Genomic DNA, 18,816 nt, shown 5'->3' on the forward strand with positions numbered 1-18,816 from the left:
GATCCAGGCCAGGCGGGTCAGGTCAGGCGGGTCAGGCCCGGCGGGTCAGGTCAGGCGGGTCAGGCTTGGCCCTGCGGCGGGCCGGGTCGATCCGGTGGCGGGGCAGGCCCGTCCGGTGCAGCGGGTCGATCCGGTGGCGGGGCGGGCCCGTCCGGTGGTGCGGTGGCCCGATCCGGCGGGGCCGGTCGGTCCGGCGACTGCTCGGCCCCGGTCGGGGGCGGGGCGGCGAGGGCGGTGCCGATGTCGCGGTAGACGTGCACCTCGACCGTCCTGGTACGGCGGAGCACGTCGCGCGCCTGCCCGACGTTGCGGGCGAACCGCAGGTCCACACCGGAGCGGGCCAGCTCGGCGTGCAGCTGGCTGAACATCTGGGCCGCGGTGACGTCGAGGAACGGTACGGTCTCCGCGTCGACGACGACCACCCGCACCGGCCGGTGCGCCGCGAGCGTCCGGATCCTGGTGCGCACGAAGTCGGCGTTGGCGAAGTACAGGCCGGACTCGACCCGGCACACCAGCGCGTCGTCCGGCGGTACCGCATGCGGGTCGCGCTCGACGTCCACCCACACGTCGAGCCGGTCCGGGCGCCGGCCGAGCACCGCGATGTGGGGCCGCGAGGAGCGGTACAGCAACAGCAACAGCGCCACCGCGATCCCGATGAACAGGCCGGGCAGCGTGTCGAACACGACGACGCCGGCGAGTGCCGCCAGCGCGGCGACGAAGTCGGCCCGTGCCGCCTTGCCGTAGATGCGGCCGAGCCCGCGGGTCGACACCCGCCACAGCTCGCGCAGCGCACCGAAGTCGACCAGCTCGACGACCGCGGCGATCACCACCGCGGCCAGCGTCGCCTCCGGCAGCTTCTCGAACAGCCCGGTCAGGAACAGCAGCGTGATCAGGGTCAGGCAGGCGACGGTGGCGCCGGACAGCTGCGAGCGCGCGCCGGCGCCGCCGTTCACCGCGGTCTTCGAGAGGCTGCCGTTGACCACCATCCCGGACGCCAGGCCGCTGCCGAGGTTGGCCGCGCCGAGCCCGATCAGCTCGGCGTTCGGATCCACCTCGTACCCGTGCTGCGCCGCGTACGTCTTCGCCGCGCCGAGGCCCTCGGCGAACCCGACCAGCAGTACGCCGATGGCCGGCCCGGCCAGGTCGACGTAGCTGTGCGGGCCCGGAAGGTGTTGCGGCATCCCGAGATGCGGCAGCCCGGAGTCGACCTTGCCGACGATCTCGACGCCGTGCCGGTCCAACCCCAGCGCCGCCACCAGCACGATCCCGGCGACCACGACCACCAGCGCACCCGGTACCAGCGGCAGCCACCGCTTCAACACCAGGAGTACGGCGAGCGATCCCAACCCGATCGCCACCGTCGCCGGCTTCGCGTGCCCGAGCTGGCCGAGCACGTGGCCCAGCTTGCGGAAGAAGTCCCCCTGCCCCTTGCCGACGCCGAACAGCGCCGGCAGCTGGCCGACCATGATGGTCAGCGCCAGGCCGATGATGAACCCCTTCAACACCGGCTCGGAGATGAACGACGCGACGAACCCGAACCGCAGCAGCCCGGCGACGACACCGACCACGCCGACCATCAGCGCCAGCGCCGCGGTCAGCCCGACGTAGCTCGCGGTACCGCCCTTCGCCATCCCGCCGACGATCCCCGCGGACAGCGCCGCCGTCGCCGACATCGGCCCGACGATCAGGTGCCGGGACGAGCCGAACACCAGGTACAGCACCAGCGCCGGCACCGCCGCGTACAGGCCGACGACCGGCGAGACGCCGGCGATCCCCGCGTACGCCAGCGATTCCGGTACCAGCACCGCCCAGACCGTGACGCCGGCGATCAGGTCGGCGCGCAACCACGCCGGCCGGTACCCGGCGAACGACGGAAACAGGAACCCCCACCGCCGCCCGTCACCCCGGCTGCCCGCGGTCACCGCTCACCGCTCCGGCCTCGTCGCACGCCCCGCCAACACGCCCATCCGTCCCCCCGGACGCCGCACCGCGCCTGACCCGATGCTAGGGCCGCAGCGGTACGAAGTCCGGCGATCCGGTCTTCTCGCCGGGCGCTCACCTGCCCGGTACGGCGGCGGCCAGTTCCTCGTCGGCCGGCCAGCCGGCGAGCCCGGCGCGGTCCGGATCGGGGGCCGGCCAGTGCAGCCGCAGGTCGCGGCGGCGACCGAACAGGCGCAGCAACGCGGCCGGCGAGCTGAGTGAGGCGTACGTCGGGCGCGCGTCCCGGCAGCCGACGAAGAACGTCCGGGTGGCGAACGCCAGCCCCCAGCCGAACGCCACCACGTCGGACCGGCCGGGCGCCACCTCGTACACGGCGAACATCCGCGGCGCCTCCACCACCGCCAGCCGCGCCACCAACTCCTCGAACTCGGCCTCGCTCAACGCCCGCAACCCCGCGCTGATCTCCTCGTCCGACATCTCGTCGTCCCCCATGCCCCTCACCTCTCCGGATCGGCTCGATTAAGAACGTGAGGATATAGCTAAACGTTTAGCGAGCGACATACCTTTCGGCATGGCTGTACTGTCTTCAATCCGACCGCAAGTACCCATAGCCGGGACGACTGTCGATCGTTGGCGCGCATGCGGGGGTCATCTATAGGACCGGAGGGGAGCCACACCATGGAGCGCAACGACCCGTCGGCACTGCGCTGGCTGATCGGCGTGGAGTTGATCAACTACCGCAAGGAGTCGACGCTCACCCAGGCCGAGGCGACCCGGCGTACCGGCATCGGCAAGGCGAAGTTGTCGAGCATGGAGAGTGGCCGCTACCAGCAACATCCCGACGACGTGACGGCGCTGCTCAATGCGTACGGCGTGGCGCAGCGCGACATCGACCGCATCACGTCACTCACCGGCCGCGCCGAGTCCCGTTCCTGGCTCGCCCCCTGGAGCCACGTCGTCCCCGACTGGTTCCGCACCTTCGTCGGCCTCGAAGGACTCGCCACCGCCGAGTTCGCCTACGACCCGTTGATCATTCCCGGACTGCTCCAAACGATGGAGTACGCGGAGGAACTGACCCGAGCTACCGGCTTCGTACGCCCCGATCACAGCGAACGGTTCGTCTCGTTCCGGTTGGCGCGTGCTCGCCGCCTGACCGCTGATACGCCACTGGCGCTACATGCCGTCATCGGCGATGCCGCGCTGAGGCTCACCGTTGGTGACGTCGAGCTGCGCAGAGCGCAGTATCAGCATCTCGTAGAGCTCGCGAAGCAACCCAACATCACGATCCAGGTGATCCGCCCGGAGGACGGCCCGCACGGCGCCGGTACCGGCCAGTTCGTGATCCTGGAGTTCGACAAGGCCCGACCGATCGCGTACTCGGAACTACTCGATGGCGCCAGTTACGTGCAGGACCAGGATCAGGTCGCCACGTATAGGATGGCGGCTGACAGTGCACGCACCGTGGCGCTGTCTCCTGAAAAGTCCATGGCGTTGCTCCGTTCCATGATCAACGCAAGTACGTGATGGAGGCCGTCGTGGCCACGCCCGATCTCACCAACGCCCGGTGGCGCAAGTCCACCCGCAGCACCAACAATGGCAACTGCGTCGAGGTCGCCTTCTTCGGCGACGCCGTGGCGACCCGCGACAGCAAGGACCCGGCCGGCCCGGCCCTCGTCGTTACCCCCTCCGCCTGGACCGCCTTCCTGGCGTCGGTTCGCGGCTGACGGGTCACCGCAGCGGCGGTCACGGCGTAGCAACCCGACAGCGCGCGACCACCTGCGCTGGCAGGCTGGCGAGTACATCCGAACGGAGGCTCGCCATGCGCGCATCAGACCTCAACGCCCGCTGGTTCAAGTCCACCCGCAGCGGCAACAACGGCAACTGCGTCGAAGTCGCCTTCCTCAGCGACGCCGTGGCCACCCGCGACAGCAAGAACCCGTCCGGCCCGGCGCTCGTCGTCACCCCGGCCGCCTGGACGGCCTTCCTCGCGACCATCGAGCGCTGACCGTCGCCGGACGGGCGGTCGCAGCAGGGATCCGGCAGGTCACCGCGGCCGCGGTGCGCGCCAGATCATCTCCAGGTCCGTTGCCGCCGAGCCACGTCCGCCGCCGCGAACGCCGCCAGGATGCCGGCCACGATCGGTGCCCGGGCGCCGGCTCGAATTCCGGTGCTCGCTGGCGGCGGCACAGGTACCGTGCGGCATGGCTGTGATTCGGGACGTACAGGTCACCTTCGACTGCGAGTCGCCACGACGGGTGGCGCGGTTCTGGTGCGAGGTGATGGGCTACGAGCTGGCGGCGCCGCCGGACGGGTTCTCCTCGTGGGAGGAGTTCGATCGCACGCTGCCGGAGGCGGACCGCGACTCCTGGGCCGCCGCGCAGGATCCCACCGGCAACCGGCCGCGGCTGTTCTTCCAGCGAGTGCCGGAGACCAAGGTCGTGAAGAACCGGGTACACCTGGATGTCCGCGCCGGCGCCGGGTTGGTCGGCGAGGAGCGGCTGGCCGCGCTGCTGGCGGAGGAGCAGCGACTGATCCCGCTCGGCGCCAAGCGGGTGCTGCTGCAGTATGCCGATGACGAGAACGAGTCGTGCCTGACCATGCAGGACCCCGAAGGCAACGAGTTCTGCCTGGACTGAGGGGTGCGTGCGCTCTCAACCCACCTTGGGTTGCTCGGTTCGCCCCATGTCGTTTCCGACCGCGGCACCGAGGTCCGGGCGGTACTGGTGGGTGAGGAAGGTGTTGCAGTCGGGGCAGTCGGCGAGGATGGTGTGGCGGCAGCTCAGGATGTGGGCCAGGAAGCCGTCCGCGGCCTGCAGCAGCGTGACCCGGTCATGGAGCTCGGTCCGCTTGCCGTCGATCAACGCCTTCCGGTCGTCGTGGTCGGCACCCGCCAGCCGGCGGATCTGGCCCAGCGACAGCCCGGCGCGCTGCAGGGTCCTGATCATCCGGGCCTGGTTCAGCGTCTGCTCGTCGTAGCTGCGGTGGCCGGACGAGCCGCGCGCCGGCGTGAGCAACCCCAGCGACTCCCAGTGCCGCAGTACGTGCGCGGCGATGCCCAGCGCCGCCGCAGCATCGCCGATCTTCACTCCGTACCCCTTTACTTCAGGTCGACCTGAAGTTCTACGGTAGCGCCGCCATCGCCGCGGCGGTCCCGCCGCGCAAGCCGTGCGGCGGTCGCCGCGGAACCGTGGCGTGTCGCGCCGCCGGAGCCGGTGGCAGGCCCGCCGCCGAAGCCGGTGGCAGCACCTGCCGCACAGGAGTCTGGAGTGATGTCATGCCTGATCCGGTCGCCACACCGAACCTGCTCGACTGCTGCGCCGCCGCCGCGGGCCTGGCCGCCGGGATGGTACGGCCGCGCCGCCGCGACGAGCGGCTGCTCGCCTCGATCACCGACGCCGGCCTGCCGAGCCCTCGCCGTACCGTGCGGGTCACCGCGCTGCCGCAGGTGGTGCGGCAGGTGCCGACCGCGGTGATCGTGGAGGGCACGTTCGCCCCTCGACGGGTGCCCAACGCGTTGACCTCGTTCGTCGTCGAGCATCCGGACGCGACGTTCCTGGTCGACCCGAGCGTGTGCCGGGACGCCGAGCACCGGGCGATCGCGCAACTGCCCGCCGTGCTGCGGGTCGCGGTACGGGCGCCGGCCGGCACCACGGCCACCGTCGACGCGCTGGATTCCCTGCCACAGCTACCGAAGCCGGACTTCGCGCTGCCCACCCACGCGCACTGGGACCACGTGTGCGGCCTGCTGGACCTGCCCGGGATGCCGGTGCACCTGCACCGCACCGAACGCGAGTGGGTACTCACCGGGCCGGTCGCACCGGTCGGCGGGGTGCGGGACGGGCTGCGCGACCGTACCCTCGTCGACTACGAACTGGACGGGCCGTCGGTGTCCACGTTCACCCGCAGCCACGACCTGTTCGGCGACGGCACCGTCGTGCTGGTCGACCTCGCCGGCCACACCCCGGGCAGCGTCGGCGTGCTCGCGCACACCGAGCGCGGCTGGCTGCTGCTCGCCGGCGACGCCGCCTGGCACCAGTTGCAGATCGACACCGTCCGGCAGAAGGCCAGCTACCCCGGCAACTTCGCGGACGCCGACCGCGACGCCACCTTCCGCACCCTGCACCGCCTCCACCTCGCCCGCCACCACCTCACCATCGTCCCCACCCACGACCCCACCGCCACCGACCCGCTGCTCCCCACCGCCCGCTGAACCGGCGGATACTCGTACCGGTGGATCTCGACGCGCTGTTACCTCGTTCCCGCACCCCGCGCGACTACCTGGACGCCGCCACCGACCCGCGTCTCGACCCGGCCGGGCTGCGCGAGCTGGCCGGCAGCCCGTACTCCTTCGTCCGGCTGGCGGTCGCCCGCCAACCGCGAGCCGACGCGGCGGTGCTGGCCGAACTGCTCACCGAACCCCTGGACCCGTGGGACGCCAACCGCCTGTACCGCCTCCTCGCCGAACATCCCAACGCCGACCGCGCCGTCCTGCTCCGCGTACTCGCTCGCACCGAGGACCTGCTGCGGTCCGGTTCACGCCCGTACGGCGCCGCGATCGCCCTCGCCGCCCGCCCCGAACTGACCCCCGACGAGGTCGACCGCCTCCGCCACCTCCCCGGCGCCTCCCGCCGCCTACGCCGCGGCCTCACCCGCACCCCACCGCCCACCTGAACAACCCTGACCCGAGCCGGTCGAACCGCCAGGCTCCGTCGCGGGATCCCGTGGACGTGGGTCCTGTCGGCGGGCGGAGGAGGCCGGGGCGGGCGCCCGCTCTCGGATGGGCGGCGGATCCCGCCGTGGCTGCTGGACGTCCACGATGCCAACGCCGGCCCGGCACCCGCGTCCGCTGTCTGTCCGACTGACCAGCCGGGGGCTCCGTTGAGCTGCCGCTTAGGATGGCGCGATGTCGTTCTCGGTGCGGTGGATTCGGCTGACGTTGGTGGTGCTGGCAGTCGTCTTCGCGACTGCCGCCTACGGGATTCGCGCGGTCATGGACGGGCCGATCGAGCAGTACTCCGGTGCCGCGCTGTCGGGGGCCATCGTGTACGCGATCGTGCTGTTCATCAGGCCGTCGATCACTCCGTGGATCGCCGGCGTCATCGCGGTCGCGTACTGCTGGTTCATCGAGTTCGCGCAGCTCACCCCCATCCCCGCGACGATCTTCCAACACAGCTGGTTCGCAGGCCAGCTGGTCGGCGCCCAGTTCGATCTCGTCGACGTCACCTGGTACCCGATCGGCATCCTCCTGTTCGTCGCCGCCCACTGGTACCTCCGCACCCGTTCCCGTTCCCGAGCGGAGGCCAGCGTCCGCTGAACCGGTACCGCCAACCGAGCTCCGAGGCGACCGGCCCGTCGACGCCGGCAACTCTTCCTTGCATACCGCCCCAGATGCGAAGACTGCGGCGGCGGTCTGTCGGCGGTTGACGCTTGTGCGCGGTACCTATCGTGGCGACGTGAGAGCCGGGCCGTCGCAACGGAAGACGTGGTACGTCTGCGTGGTGCTGTGCTCCTTGTTCGGGGCAGGGATCGCCACGATCATCTTTGTGAACGCACTGACGCCACCGTCCGGGCCGATCGTGACGGCGCACGCCGAGGTGTGCTGGAAGGGAGCTGGCCGCAACTCCTCTGGCGGATGCAACGGAACGTACAGCGATGCGCAGGGGAACAAGCGGCCGGTCTTCATCGATGGCGGAGGCAGCGCAGAAGAGGGCAAGGATGTCCAGGTACGCATCATCGGTCGGGGCAGCGAGAGGGACCACGGCACCACCGATCTGGGCTGGCACCCGCTGCCCGGGGTGATCGCCGGAATCGTGGTACTGCCCGTACTGATCGGCGGCCCGCTGGCGATCTGCTGGCGGATTCTGCGGGCCAACGATCGACGGCGCCGATACGCCGCCTGGCAGCTGTCCACCGCGTACCAGGCGCGCCGGTGGGCGCCGGGGCCGCGACGCTCGCAACCACCGCCCCAGGGCTGGCAGCCACCGCCCCGCAACTCGCGGCCACCACCCCAGCGCTGACAAGCAACAGCCGGTGCCCTGAGTGCCGACCCGCGCGCCTCCACGTTCCCGCCGAGCTTGACCACAGTGTTTCCGCAGGTCAAGCGGCGATCGGTAGCACAGTGGCACCGCTGTTTGCGGTGTCACCGGCGTTTGTGCGGGTCAGCGGGTACCAGCGACCGGAACGACCCGCACGGGTCGAAGCATCGCCGGACAACGACGCGATCAACAAGCGGATCGAGGATCAGCTCGGCGGAGCCGGCGTGATCTGAGCCGAGCCCCGAATCTCTCTCGCTGCTCTATCGCGAACAGCGGCACACAACGAGACCAAGCGGGACTCCATGGGACACGGAGTATCTGCCCGGGCTTGATGTTTGTGCAGGTCAGCGGCTGTTTACGCTGGTGATGTTCTGGGTGCCCCCGGCAGGATTCGAACCTGCGCACACGGCTCCGGAGGCCGATGCTCTATCCCCTGAGCTACGGGGGCTCGGGACGGTGTGAAGAGTAGCAGGTGGGTCCGGCGGCGGCCCGCGGCGGGTGGGCGTACCACGGTGGGAGTAGGCGGCGGGTCGATCCGGGGACGATGTGCCGGGCGGGGTCGCGGCCTACCGTGGGCACGTGCGGTGGGGTGTGGTGGGGCGGGTACGCCGCGGTACGGCCGACGATCCGGTCGACCGCAGCGACGTGTCGTGCCCGCCGGCGCAGCGGCTGAGTGGCTGGCCGGCGCGCGGCTGGACGGTACCGATGGTCGCGTTGCTGGTGGCGGCGGTGTCGGTGGTGGGCACCCACTACGCGGCGAAGCAGGTGCACCAGCCGTTGGACGCGCCGACGCTGCTGTTGCTGTTCGTCGGGCCGGTGGCGTTGCTGTTCAGCCGGCGGTGGCCGGCGCCGGCGTTGGTGGTGACGACGGCCGCCACGGTCGGCTACTACGGCCTCGGCTTCCCGTACGGGCCGCAGTTCACCGCGTTCGCGGTGGTGCTGGTGATGGCGGTGGTGGCCGGGTACCGGGTGCTGGCCTGGCTGTGCGGCATCGGCGCGCTGGTGGTGTACTTCCTGCTCTACTGGGCGATCGAGCACGGCACGATGGGCTGGACCTGGGTGCTCGGGCACGTCGCCGCGGTGGCCGCGATCCTCGCCCTGTCCGAGCTGTACCGGGTGCACCGGCAGCGGGTGGCGGTGCAGCGCCGGATCCGGGCGGAGCGGGAGCGGCGGCAGGCGAACGAGGAGCGGCTGCGCATCGCCCAGGAGCTGCACGACGTGCTGGCGCACAACATCTCGCTGATCAACGTGCAGGCCGGGGTGGCGCTGCACCTGATGGACCAGCGGCCGGAGCAGGCGCGTACCGCGTTGACGGTGATCAAGCAGGCGAGCAAGGAGGCGCTGGGCGAGATGCGCTCGGCGCTCGCGGTGCTGCGCGCCGAGACGTACGCGGCGCACTCCCCCACGCCGGGCCTGGACGGGCTGGACGAGCTGACCGGCCGGCTGGTGTCGGCGGGACTGCCGGTGCGCACCACGGTGACCGGGGCGCAGCGCCCGCTGCCGGTCGAGGTCGATCTCGCCGCGTACCGGATCGTGCAGGAGGCGCTGACCAACGTGTACCGGCACGCGCACGCCACCGAGGCGGTGGTGTCGCTGGCGTACCGGCCGCAGCTGCTCACCGTGCTGGTGACCGACGACGGTACGGGCGGGCCGGGCCCGACGCGGTCCGGCGAGGCCTGGCCCGATCCCGACGCTGCGGACCCGGCGGCGGACGGCGACGACCCGATCGGCGCCGGCGGCGGGAACGGCATCCCGGGCATGCGGGAACGGGCGACCGCGCTGGGCGGTAGCCTGACCGCCGGCCCGCTGCCGGGCGGCGGTTTCCGGGTCGTGGCGACGTTCCCGCTGGACCGGGAGGCCCCGTGACCCGGACCATCCGACCGGGCACGGCGAGCCGGTCCATCCGAGCGGGCACCGCGGTCCGGACCGCCCGAACCGGCACCGCGATCCCGACCACCTCAGCGGGCACCACGATCCGGACCGCCCGAGCTGGGACCGCGGTCCGGACCGCCCGAGCTGGGACCGCGGTCCGGGCGGCCCGAACCGGGACCGCGATCCGGAGCCGGGCAGGGGACGTGAGCCGGGTACGGCGGGACGGGGAGGCATCGTGATCCGGGTACTGCTGGCCGACGACCAGGCGCTGGTACGGGCCGGGTTCCGCGCGTTGCTGGACGCCGAGGACGACGTCGAGGTGGTCGGCGAGGCCGCCGACGGCGACGAGGCGGTCACCGAGATCCGCCGGCTGGTGCCCGACGTCGTGCTGATGGACATCCGGATGCCCGGCGCGGACGGGCTCGACGCCACCCGCCGGATCGTCGCGGACGAGCGACTGGCCGCGGTCCGGGTGGTCATCCTGACCACGTTCGAGCTGGACGAGTACGTGTTCGAGGCGATCCGCTCGGGCGCGTCCGGGTTCCTGGTCAAGGACACCGAGCCGGCCGAACTGGTCGCCGCGGTACGGGCGGTGGCGCGCGGCGACGCGCTGCTGTCGCCGAGCGTGACGCGGCGGTTGATCGCCGAGTTCGCGCTGCGCGCCCAGCAGCCCCGGCAGTACCCGCAGCTCGCGGCGCTGACCGACCGGGAGCGGGAGGTGCTGACGCTCGCCGGGCAGGGGCTGTCCAACGAGGAGATCGCCGCGAAGCTGGTGGTCAGCCCGGCGACGGCGAAGACGCACGTGTCCCGCGCGATGGTGAAGCTCGCCGCCCGGGACCGCGCCCAGCTGGTCGTCATCGCGTACGAGTCGGGTCTGGTGCGGCCCGGCTGGCTGACCTGAGCCGCGGCCGACGCGAAGCCAGCGGCGGCGAGCGGCGGGCGGTCTGCGGCGGGAGAAATTGCCGGTCGGCTCGGCGGGGCGGTTGGCATGATGGCGGCCATGGCAGAAGATCGACGGCTCGAGTTGCATCCGACCTATCCGGTTCGCACGCCGCGGCTGTTGCTGCGGCCGGTGACGGCCGACGACGTGGACGCGGTCCTGGCGTACCGGGGGCGGGCGGATGTCTGTCGTTATCTGCCGTTCGAGCCGATGGACCGGGCCGAGGTGGTGGAGTCGATCGCCAGCCGGTGGACCACGACCGCGCTCACCGATGCCGGCCAGGCGCTGCTGCTCGGTGTCGAGCTGGTCGCGACCGGCGAACTGATCGGCGACCTGGTGCTGTTCTTCCACAGCCGGGAGCACCGGGGCGGCGAACTCGGGTACGTGATCAATCCCGACTTCGCCGGCCGGGGGTACGCGACCGAGGCGGCTGCGGCCCTGCTCGACCTGGCGTTCGACGGGCTCGGGTTGCACCGGGTCGTCGCCCGGCTGGACGAGCGCAACGACGCGTCGGCGCGGATGGCTCGCCGGCTCGGCATGCGGCCGGAGGCGCGGCTGGTGCAGAGCGAGTTCTTCAAGGGCGAGTGGGCGACCGAACTGGACTTCGCGCTGCTCGCCGACGAATGGCCGGCACACCGCGACCGCCTGGCCGCCGCGGTCTCCGCCGGCCCTCGATGACCCGGCTCCTCGGTGACCGCCGCCGGCGACGGCACGTTGTCGATCATCGTGTGGCGTAGCCGGTAACCGCGTCGCGACCGGATCGGCGCCATGATCAACCGGGCGGCGGGACCGCTACACCCGGTCGCGGGGGCGGGCGGATGGCGCGTCGAGGCTGTGCCGGACGCCGGTGAGCGGCAGTTCGGCCCAGACGACCTTGCCGCCGTCGACCGGCCGGGCGCCCCAGCGTACCGACAGCAGCTCGACGATCATCAGGCCGCGGCCGGAGGTGCGCACCAGGCTGGGTACCAGCGTCGGGCAGGGCAGCCGGGGGTCGGTGTCGGCGACCTCGACCACCAGCGACTCGGAACGCCGGCGCAGCCGGAGCAGCGCGGCGGAGCGGGCGTGCAGGAACGCGTTCGCGATCAGTTCGTGGCTGACCAGGGTGATCTCGCGGGCGCGGGCGCCGAGCCGCCAGTCGCGGACGGCGTCCTCGACGAACCGCCGGGCCGCCCGCGCGGCGCCCCGGTACGGCTCGATCCGTAGCTCCCGATCCACGTCCATCGTTCGATCTGGTACCCAGGGGCCGGTGTTTTCATGCCGTCGAGCGCGGGATTCCCGCTCTGTTGCGGGGAACTGGGGAGGGACTACGCGTTCGACCAGACATTTCGCACGAAACTCTCACTGCATAGCTTGATTCAGCGCCTTGACCGATGAAAGCATCCATGCATAGGCTGCGGGCGTGGTGGAGTCGGTACCGGAAAGCCCGTCGTCGCGGCTGCTCGCCCTGTTCGCCGGGCAGCGGCTGACGCCGACGCAGCGGCGCATCGCGCAGTCGCTCGTCGAGCACGCGCCCCGCGCCGGCTACCTGTCCGCCAGCGAGGTCGCCGAACTGGCCGGGGTCAGCCAGCCGTCGGTCACCCGGTTCGCCACCGCGCTCGGCCACGACGGCTACCCCGCGCTGCGGCAGCGGATCCGGGAACTGATCGGGCTCGACGCCACCGGTGCCGCCGAGACCACCGACGAGGCGCGCCGCAACGAGTGGCAGCGCGCGGTCGCCGCCGAGCGCGACAACCTCGCCAGCCTGTCGGACTTCCTCGCCGACCCGAAGCCGGTACTGGCCGCCGCCGCGGCGCTGTCCGCCTCCCGGCCGCTGCCGGTGCTCGGGCTGCGCGCGGCGCGGCCGATCGCCGAGTACTTCGGTTACTTCGCCGCGAAGGTGCAGCCGGACGTGCGGGTGCTCGGCGGCGGTGGCAGTCAGCTGGTGGACCAGATCGAGCAGGCACGCGACGCCGGGGCGGCGGCGCTGCTGACGTTCGTGCTGCCGCGCTACCCGGCCGAGGCGCTGGCCGCGATCCGGGCCGCCCGGGACGCCGGACTGACCGTGGTGACGGTGACCGACAGCCCGATGAGCCCGGCCGCGGCCGAGTCCGACCTGGTGCTGCCGGCGCCGGTCGGCTCGCAGCTGGTGTTCGACGTGCACGGCGCACCGATGGTGCTCGCGATGGTGCTGCTGCAGGCGATCTGCGACGCCGAGCCGGCGCGCACCCAGGACCGGCTGGAGCAGTTCGAGGCGTCCGCGGCCCGCCGCGGACTGTTCGTGCCATGAGGAGGCATCCTGTGTGGACGGTCCATGATGGACGGTGAGCGCACCGCCGTGGAGCGGCGGTCGATCGACATCGTCCCCCAGGCCGAGCGGCACGGGTCGGTGCGCAGCCTGTTCACCGTCTGGTTCGCCGGCAACATGCAGATCACCACGGTGGTCACCGGTGCGCTCGGCATCGCGCTGGGGCTGTCGCTCGGCTGGGCGCTGGTGGCGCTCGCGATCGGCAACCTGTTCGGCGCGGTGTTCATGGCGCTGCACTCGGCGCAGGGGCCGAAACTCGGCATCCCGCAGATGATCCAGAGCCGGGCCCAGTTCGGCTTCCGCGGCGCGATCCTGCCGCTGATCCTGGTCCTGCTGATGTACGTCGGGTTCTTCGCCTCGTCCGCGGTGCTCGGCGGCGACGCGCTGCACGCGGTCACCGGCTGGCCCGACGTGCTGTGCATCGTGCTGGTGTCGATCGTCTGCACGGTACTCGCCGCGTACGGTTACCGGCTGATCCACAGCTACGAGCGGTGGATCAGCCTGGTCAGCGGGATCACCTTCGTGGTGCTGACGGTGCTGTTGCTGGTGCACCACCCGGTCGGCTCGTCCATCCACTTCGGACACACCAGCTTCGGCAGCTTCCTCGCCGTAGTCGCGGTCGCGGCGACCTGGCAGATCACGTTCGCCCCGTACGTGGCGGACTACTCCCGCTACCTGCCGCGCCGCACGTCGAGGACGGCGGCGTTCTGGTGGACGTACGCCGGCAGCGCGATCGGTGCGATCTGGATGATGTGGCTGGGTGCGGCGATCACCGCGGTCATCGTGCCGAAGGGCGCCGACGTCGCGTCGGTGGTCGGCCTGGCCCCGGCGCACACCGGCGACGTCGTCTCGGTGGTGCTGATCCTCGGCGTGATCGCCATCAACGTCCTGAACCTGTACGGCATGTTCATGTCCGCCACGACCACGCTCACCGCGATCCGGCCGTTCGGCGTGACGTCCCGGCTGCGGGTGTCGTTCGTGGTCGGCGCCGCGGTGGTCGGCACCGCGGTGGCGCTCGCCGGCCGCGGCGACTTCCTCGCCAACTACGAGAACTTCATCCTGTTCCTCGCCTACTTCCTGATCCCGTGGACGGCGATCAACCTGGCCGACTTCTACCTGCTGCGCAAGGAACGCTACGACCTGGCCGCGATCTTCGACCCGAACGGCAGGTACGGCAACGTCAACTGGCGGGCGATGGCCGCGTACCTGATCGGCGTCGCGGTCGAGATCCCGTTCATCTCCTCCAGCTTCTACACCGGCCCGATGGTGAAACACCTCGGCGACGCGGACATCTCCTGGATACTTGGCCTGATCGTGTCCGCGGTCCTCTACTACGTACTGATGCGCCCGGTGGTACGCGCCGAGCAGGCGGCCGGGCTGTTCCGAGAAGAAAGCGAGGCGCTCACGTGACCGCACCGACCGAACCGATCCGCGCCCCGCGCGGCACCACCCTGTCGGCGCGGAGCTGGCAGACCGAGGCGCCGCTGCGGATGCTGATGAACAACCTCGATCCGGAGGTGGCCGAGCGCCCCGAGGATCTGGTGGTGTACGGCGGATCCGGCCGCGCGGCACGCTCCTGGCCGGCGTATCACGCCATCGTGCGCACCCTGCGTACGCTCGGGCCGGAGGAGACGCTGCTGGTGCAGTCCGGCAAGCCGGTCGGGGTGTTGCAGACGCACGAGTGGGCGCCGCGGGTGCTGATCGCGAACTCCAACCTGGTCGGCGACTGGGCCAGCTGGCCGGAGTTCCGCAAGCTGGAGCACCTCGGCCTGATGATGTACGGCCAGATGACCGCCGGTTCCTGGATCTACATCGGCACCCAGGGCATCCTGCAGGGCACCTACGAGACGTTCGCCGCGGTCGCGGCCAAGCGGTTCCACGGCACCCTCGCCGGCACGCTGACCCTCACCGCCGGCTGCGGCGGCATGGGCGGCGCGCAACCGCTTGCGGTGACGATGAACGACGGCGTCTGCCTGATCATCGACGTGGACCGCACCCGGCTGCAGCGCCGCGTCGACACCCGCTACCTGGACACCATCGCGTCCGACCTGGACGAGGGCATCTCCCTTGCGGTACAGGCGAAGAAGGAGCGGCGCGCGCTGTCGGTCGGGGTGGTCGGCAACGCCGCCACGCTGGTGCCGGAGATCCTGCGCCGCGGCGTACCGGTGGACATCGTCACCGACCAGACCTCCGCGCACGACCCGCTGTCGTACCTGCCGGAGGGCATCGATCCCGGCGACGCGCCCGACTACGCGGCGAAGAAGCCGGAGGAGTTCACCGACCGGGCCCGCGCGGCGATGACCAAGCACGTCGAGGCGATGGTGGGCTTCCTGGACGCCGGCGCGGAGGTGTTCGACTACGGCAACTCGATCCGCGGCGAGGCACAGCTCGGCGGGTACGAGCGCGCGTTCGCGTTCCCCGGTTTCGTACCCGCCTACATCCGGCCGCTGTTCTGTGAGGGCAAGGGCCCGTTCCGGTGGGCGGCGCTGTCCGGCGACCCGGCCGACATCCACGCCACCGACGAGGCGATCCTGGACCTGTTCCCGGACAACGAACAGCTCGCCCGGTGGATCCGGATGGCCGGCGAGCGGGTCGCGTTCCAGGGGCTGCCGGCGCGGATCTGCTGGCTCGGCTACGGCGAGCGGGCGCAGGCGGGCGCCCGGTTCAACGAGATGGTCGCCGACGGCCGGCTGTCCGCGCCGGTGGTGATCGGCCGCGACCACCTGGACTCCGGTTCGGTCGCCTCGCCGTACCGGGAGACCGAGGGGATGGCCGACGGCTCCGACGCGATCGCCGACTGGCCGCTGCTCAACGCGCTGGTGAACACCTCGTCCGGGGCGACATGGGTGTCGATCCACCACGGCGGTGGGGTCGGCATGGGCCGCTCGATCCATGCCGGCCAGGTCACCGTCGCCGACGGGACCGCGCTCGCCGCCGCGAAGCTCGACCGGGTGCTGACCAACGACCCGGCGATGGGCGTGATCCGGCACGTGGACGCCGGGTACGAGCTGGCCGAGCACGTCGCCGAGCGAGACGGGCTGCGGATCCCGATGCGCGAGGGCGATGCGCAGTGACCACTGTGGACGAACGGGACGCCTTCCGCACGCTGTGGGAGCAGCTGCTGCCGATCGGCGCCGCGTCCGACGGTGGGTACCTGCGGCACGGGTACACCGACGCGGAGCTGGCCTGCCGGGGCTGGTTCACCGACCAGGCGAAGTCGCGCGGGATGGCGGTCGAGACCGACGGCAACGGCAACCTGTGGGCCTGGTGGGGTGACCCGGCCGCGGGCGACGCGCTGGTGACCGGCAGCCACCTCGACTCGGTGCCGCACGGCGGCGCGTACGACGGTCCGCTCGGCGTGGTGTCCGCGTTCCTCGCCGTGGACGCCCTGCGGGCGCAGGGCGTGACCCCGTCCCGGCCGATCGGCGTGGTCGCGTTCTGCGAGGAGGAGGGGTCCCGGTTCGGGGTCGCCTGCCTGGGCTCCCGGCTGCTGACCGGCGCGCTGCCGGTCGAGCGCGGTGCGGCGCTGACCGACCCGGCCGGTACCACCCTGGTCGACGCGATGGCCGCGGCCGGTGCCGACGTCTCCCGGCTCGGGCCGGATCCGGCCCGGCTGAGCCGGATCGGCCACTACGTCGAGCTGCACATCGAGCAGGGCAAGGGGCTGGTGGACACCGGCGCGCCGGTCGGAGTCGGTACCGGCATCTGGCCGCACGGCCGGTGGCGGTTCGACTTCACCGGCACCGCCGACCACGCCGGTACCACCGCGATGGCCGACCGGCACGACCCGATGCTCAGCTACGCGATGACCGCGCTCGCGGCGAACAAGCAGGCCCGGCTGCACGACGCGCGGGCCACCTTCGGCCGCGTCGCGGTGCGACCCAACGGGACCAACGCGATCCCGTCCGCGGTGACCGGCTGGCTGGACGCCCGCGCTGCGGACGCCACCACCCTGGAGTCGATGCTGATCGAGCTGGAACGGCAGGCCCGGGACCGGGTCGGCCGGGACGGCACGACCCTGACGGTGACCGCCGAGTCGGTCACCCCGCCGATCCGGTTCGACGACGCGCTGGCCCGGCGGCTCGCGACCAGCCTCGGCAACGCGGGCATCACGGTGGGCAGCACCGATCCGCTGCCGCTGCTCGGTACCGGCGCCGGGCACGACGCGGGCATCCTGTCCGACGCCGGCGTACCGACCGCGATGCTGTTCGTCCGCAACCCGACGGGCGTCTCGCACTCCCCCGCCGAGACCACCGACGACGTCGACTGCCTGGCCGGGGTACGGGCGCTGACCGCGGCGCTGCGGGAGCTCGCGTGAGCGAATACTGGTGCGAGTACGCCTGGCTCGGCGATCCGGCCCGGCCGGCCGAGCCCGGCGTGCTGATCGAGGAGTCCGGCGGTGTGGTCACCGCCGTGACGTCCACGGTGGACGAACCGCCCGCCGGGTCGAGGCGGCTCGGCGGGCTCACCGTGCCCGGGTTCGCCGACGCGCACTCGCACGCGTTCCACCGGGCGCTGCGCGGCCGTACCCACGACGGCGGCGGCACGTTCTGGACCTGGCGGGACCGGATGTACCAGGTGGCGTCGCGGCTCGACCCCGACTCGTACCTGCGGCTGGCCCGGGCGGTCTACGCCGAGATGGCGCTGGCCGGCATCACCGCGGTCGGCGAGTTCCACTACCTGCACCACGGCCCGAACGGCGCCGGCTACGCGAACCCGAACGCGATGGGCGAGGCACTGGTCGAGGCGGCTCGGCAGGCCGGCATCCGGATCTGCCTGCTCGACACGCTCTACCGGACCGGCGGCCTCACCGACCGCGGCTACCAGCCGCTCTCGCCGGTACAGCAACGGTTCGCCGACGCCGACGCGGACGCCTGGCAGCGCCGGTACGAGAAGATCGAGCTCGGTCCGCACGCCACCCGCGGCGCCGCGATCCACTCGGTCCGGGCGGTGCCGGAGACCGCGCTGCGGGGCTTCGCCGAGCGGGTCGGCGACGCACCGCTGCACGTGCACCTGTCCGAGCAACGGGCCGAGAACGAGGCGTGCCAGGCGTTCCACGGGCGTACGCCGACGCAGCTGCTCGCCGAGCACGGGCTGCTCGGGCCGAACCTCACCGCGGTACACGCCACCCATCCGGCCGCCGACGACGTCACCGCGCTGGGCGCGGCCGGCGTCGGGGTCTGCCTGTGCCCGACCACCGAACGGGAACTGGCCGACGGGATCGGCCCGGCGCGCGCGCTGGTCGACGCCGGCTGCCGGCTCAGCCTCGGCAGCGACAGCCACGCGGTGATCGACCCGCTCGCCGAGGCACGCGCGGTCGAGATGCACGAACGGCTCGCCACCGAACGGCGCGGCCACTTCACCGCCGGCGAGCTGCTCGCCGCCGCCACCGGTGCCGGCCATGCCGCGCTCGGCCGCCCGGATGCCGGCCGGCTCGCCGCCGGTGCACCGGCCGACCTGGTCACCGTGGCCCTCGACTCGGTGCGTACCGCCGGGGCGGACGAGCCGCTCGCCGCGGCCGTGTTCGCCGCCACCGCAACGGATGTCCGTTCGGTCATCGTGGACGGTCGCCCGGTCGTCGAGGACGGCCGGCACCTGCTCGTCGACGACGTCGCCGGCGAGCTGTCCGCCACCATCCGGGAGGTACTGGCATGACCGGGATCGCACGGCCACGGAAGGAAGGTTCATGAGCGAGCGTGCGCGAGCGAGTCACGGGTGTCGCGTGACGTGGCGCCTGCTGGGCG

Annotated in this window: 21 protein-coding genes and 1 tRNA gene; 17 read left to right on the top strand and 5 right to left on the bottom strand. The window is 72.1% G+C overall.

Going from position 1 to position 18,816, the window contains the following annotated elements:
* Window positions 1-59: 59 nt before the first annotated feature.
* Together NUM_RS22640 and NUM_RS22645 are read right to left on the bottom strand one after the other, a co-directional pair.
* Window positions 60-1,922 (bottom strand): SulP family inorganic anion transporter, encoded by a 1,863-nt coding sequence (locus NUM_RS22640; RefSeq protein ID WP_225918774.1) that lies wholly within the window; start codon window positions 1,920-1,922, stop codon window positions 60-62.
* Window positions 1,923-2,055: 133 nt separating this feature from the next.
* Window positions 2,056-2,433 carry a hypothetical protein gene (locus tag NUM_RS22645; RefSeq protein WP_207126924.1) on the bottom strand — a complete coding sequence of 126 codons (378 nt, stop codon included), beginning with the start codon at window positions 2,431-2,433 and terminating at the stop codon, window positions 2,056-2,058.
* Between the two features lie 186 nt (window positions 2,434-2,619).
* On the opposite strand from NUM_RS22645, the gene NUM_RS22650 reads away from it, so the two are divergent.
* The 4 genes from NUM_RS22650 (at window position 2,620) to NUM_RS22665 (ending at window position 4,577) form a co-directional block, all read left to right on the top strand.
* Window positions 2,620-3,465 (top strand): helix-turn-helix domain-containing protein, encoded by an 846-nt coding sequence (locus NUM_RS22650; protein WP_207126925.1) that lies wholly within the window; start codon window positions 2,620-2,622, stop codon window positions 3,463-3,465.
* 11 nt (window positions 3,466-3,476) lie between these two features.
* Window positions 3,477-3,665 carry a DUF397 domain-containing protein gene (locus tag NUM_RS22655; RefSeq protein WP_370467039.1) on the top strand — a complete coding sequence of 63 codons (189 nt, stop codon included), beginning with the start codon at window positions 3,477-3,479 and terminating at the stop codon, window positions 3,663-3,665.
* Between the two features lie 95 nt (window positions 3,666-3,760).
* Window positions 3,761-3,946 (top strand): DUF397 domain-containing protein, encoded by a 186-nt coding sequence (locus NUM_RS22660; RefSeq protein ID WP_207126927.1) that lies wholly within the window; start codon window positions 3,761-3,763, stop codon window positions 3,944-3,946.
* Between the two features lie 196 nt (window positions 3,947-4,142).
* Complete coding sequence (locus tag NUM_RS22665) at window positions 4,143-4,577, top strand: VOC family protein (RefSeq protein WP_207126928.1); 435 nt, start codon at window positions 4,143-4,145, stop codon at window positions 4,575-4,577.
* Window positions 4,578-4,592: 15 nt separating this feature from the next.
* On the opposite strand, the gene NUM_RS22670 is transcribed toward NUM_RS22665, so the two are convergent.
* The gene (locus tag NUM_RS22670; RefSeq protein ID WP_207126929.1) at window positions 4,593-5,027 is read right to left on the bottom strand and encodes a MerR family transcriptional regulator; all 435 of its coding nucleotides are present in this window, start codon (window positions 5,025-5,027) and stop codon (window positions 4,593-4,595) included.
* Window positions 5,028-5,215: 188 nt separating this feature from the next.
* Between NUM_RS22670 and NUM_RS22675 the strand changes: the two genes are divergently transcribed.
* From NUM_RS22675 to NUM_RS37710, 5 genes are all read left to right on the top strand, one after another.
* Entirely contained in the window at window positions 5,216-6,151 is a 936-nt protein-coding gene (locus NUM_RS22675) for an MBL fold metallo-hydrolase (RefSeq protein ID WP_207126930.1), read from the top strand.
* A gap of 20 nt (window positions 6,152-6,171) precedes the next feature.
* Complete coding sequence (locus NUM_RS22680; RefSeq protein ID WP_207126931.1) at window positions 6,172-6,612, top strand: hypothetical protein; 441 nt, start codon at window positions 6,172-6,174, stop codon at window positions 6,610-6,612.
* 232 nt (window positions 6,613-6,844) lie between these two features.
* Window positions 6,845-7,255, top strand: a complete 411-nt coding sequence (locus tag NUM_RS22685; RefSeq protein ID WP_207126932.1) for a DUF2809 domain-containing protein — start codon at window positions 6,845-6,847, stop codon at window positions 7,253-7,255.
* 229 nt (window positions 7,256-7,484) lie between these two features.
* Complete coding sequence (locus NUM_RS22690; RefSeq protein WP_207126933.1) at window positions 7,485-7,958, top strand: hypothetical protein; 474 nt, start codon at window positions 7,485-7,487, stop codon at window positions 7,956-7,958.
* 119 nt (window positions 7,959-8,077) lie between these two features.
* On the top strand, window positions 8,078-8,209 hold the full coding sequence (locus NUM_RS37710; RefSeq protein WP_263975137.1) for a hypothetical protein: 132 nt from the start codon (window positions 8,078-8,080) through the stop codon (window positions 8,207-8,209).
* 143 nt (window positions 8,210-8,352) lie between these two features.
* On the opposite strand, the gene NUM_RS22695 is transcribed toward NUM_RS37710, so the two are convergent.
* A tRNA-Arg gene (locus NUM_RS22695) sits at window positions 8,353-8,424 on the bottom strand.
* Window positions 8,425-8,555: 131 nt separating this feature from the next.
* Between NUM_RS22695 and NUM_RS22700 the strand changes: the two genes are divergently transcribed.
* From NUM_RS22700 to NUM_RS22710, 3 genes are all read left to right on the top strand, one after another.
* Entirely contained in the window at window positions 8,556-9,842 is a 1,287-nt protein-coding gene (locus tag NUM_RS22700) for a sensor histidine kinase (RefSeq protein WP_225918775.1), read from the top strand.
* A gap of 241 nt (window positions 9,843-10,083) precedes the next feature.
* A complete protein-coding gene (locus NUM_RS22705) occupies window positions 10,084-10,749 on the top strand; it encodes a response regulator (protein WP_207126934.1) in 666 nt (221 codons plus the stop codon).
* A gap of 99 nt (window positions 10,750-10,848) precedes the next feature.
* Window positions 10,849-11,466, top strand: coding sequence for a GNAT family N-acetyltransferase (locus NUM_RS22710; RefSeq protein ID WP_207126935.1), 618 nt, complete (start codon window positions 10,849-10,851; stop codon window positions 11,464-11,466).
* A 114-nt stretch (window positions 11,467-11,580) separates the two neighbouring features.
* On the opposite strand, the gene NUM_RS22715 is transcribed toward NUM_RS22710, so the two are convergent.
* On the bottom strand, window positions 11,581-12,009 hold the full coding sequence (locus NUM_RS22715) for an ATP-binding protein (RefSeq protein ID WP_207126936.1): 429 nt from the start codon (window positions 12,007-12,009) through the stop codon (window positions 11,581-11,583).
* A 178-nt stretch (window positions 12,010-12,187) separates the two neighbouring features.
* On the opposite strand from NUM_RS22715, the gene NUM_RS22720 reads away from it, so the two are divergent.
* Genes NUM_RS22720 through NUM_RS22740 form a run of 5 tightly spaced genes read left to right on the top strand, consistent with a single transcriptional unit; the run spans window position 12,188 to window position 18,727 of the window.
* Window positions 12,188-13,054: a MurR/RpiR family transcriptional regulator gene (locus NUM_RS22720; protein WP_225918776.1), complete on the top strand. Its 867-nt coding sequence runs from the start codon at window positions 12,188-12,190 to the stop codon at window positions 13,052-13,054.
* A gap of 24 nt (window positions 13,055-13,078) precedes the next feature.
* A complete protein-coding gene (locus NUM_RS22725) occupies window positions 13,079-14,482 on the top strand; it encodes a purine-cytosine permease family protein (protein WP_225918777.1) in 1,404 nt (467 codons plus the stop codon).
* Entirely contained in the window at window positions 14,479-16,146 is a 1,668-nt protein-coding gene (gene hutU / locus NUM_RS22730; protein ID WP_207126937.1) for a urocanate hydratase, read from the top strand. The genes NUM_RS22725 and hutU overlap by 4 nt, the downstream gene beginning before the upstream one ends.
* A complete protein-coding gene (locus tag NUM_RS22735; protein WP_225918778.1) occupies window positions 16,143-17,390 on the top strand; it encodes an allantoate amidohydrolase in 1,248 nt (415 codons plus the stop codon). The genes hutU and NUM_RS22735 overlap by 4 nt, the downstream gene beginning before the upstream one ends.
* Complete coding sequence (locus NUM_RS22740) at window positions 17,387-18,727, top strand: formimidoylglutamate deiminase (protein ID WP_207126938.1); 1,341 nt, start codon at window positions 17,387-17,389, stop codon at window positions 18,725-18,727. Before NUM_RS22735 ends, NUM_RS22740 begins: the two co-directional genes overlap by 4 nt.
* The last annotated feature ends 89 nt before the right edge of the window (window positions 18,728-18,816 follow it).

The organism is Actinocatenispora comari (genome assembly GCF_017312725.1).
Taxonomy (GTDB): Bacteria; Actinomycetota; Actinomycetes; order Mycobacteriales; family Micromonosporaceae; genus Actinocatenispora; species Actinocatenispora comari.

Bases quoted from the DNA above. Each gene is read 5' to 3' on its own strand.
- NUM_RS22645 (WP_207126924.1), bottom strand. From the start codon at position 2,433: ATGGGGGACGACGAGATGTCGGACGAGGAGATCAGCGCGGGGTTGCGG.
- NUM_RS22650 (WP_207126925.1), top strand. From the start codon at position 2,620: ATGGAGCGCAACGACCCGTCGGCACTGCGCTGGCTGATCGGCGTGGAG.
- NUM_RS22660 (WP_207126927.1), top strand. From the start codon at position 3,761: ATGCGCGCATCAGACCTCAACGCCCGCTGGTTCAAGTCCACCCGCAGC.
- NUM_RS22665 (WP_207126928.1), top strand. From the start codon at position 4,143: ATGGCTGTGATTCGGGACGTACAGGTCACCTTCGACTGCGAGTCGCCA.
- NUM_RS22675 (WP_207126930.1), top strand. From the start codon at position 5,216: ATGCCTGATCCGGTCGCCACACCGAACCTGCTCGACTGCTGCGCCGCC.
- NUM_RS22685 (WP_207126932.1), top strand. From the start codon at position 6,845: ATGTCGTTCTCGGTGCGGTGGATTCGGCTGACGTTGGTGGTGCTGGCA.
- NUM_RS22710 (WP_207126935.1), top strand. From the start codon at position 10,849: ATGGCAGAAGATCGACGGCTCGAGTTGCATCCGACCTATCCGGTTCGC.
- NUM_RS22715 (WP_207126936.1), bottom strand. From the start codon at position 12,009: ATGGACGTGGATCGGGAGCTACGGATCGAGCCGTACCGGGGCGCCGCG.
- NUM_RS22725 (WP_225918777.1), top strand. From the start codon at position 13,079: ATGATGGACGGTGAGCGCACCGCCGTGGAGCGGCGGTCGATCGACATC.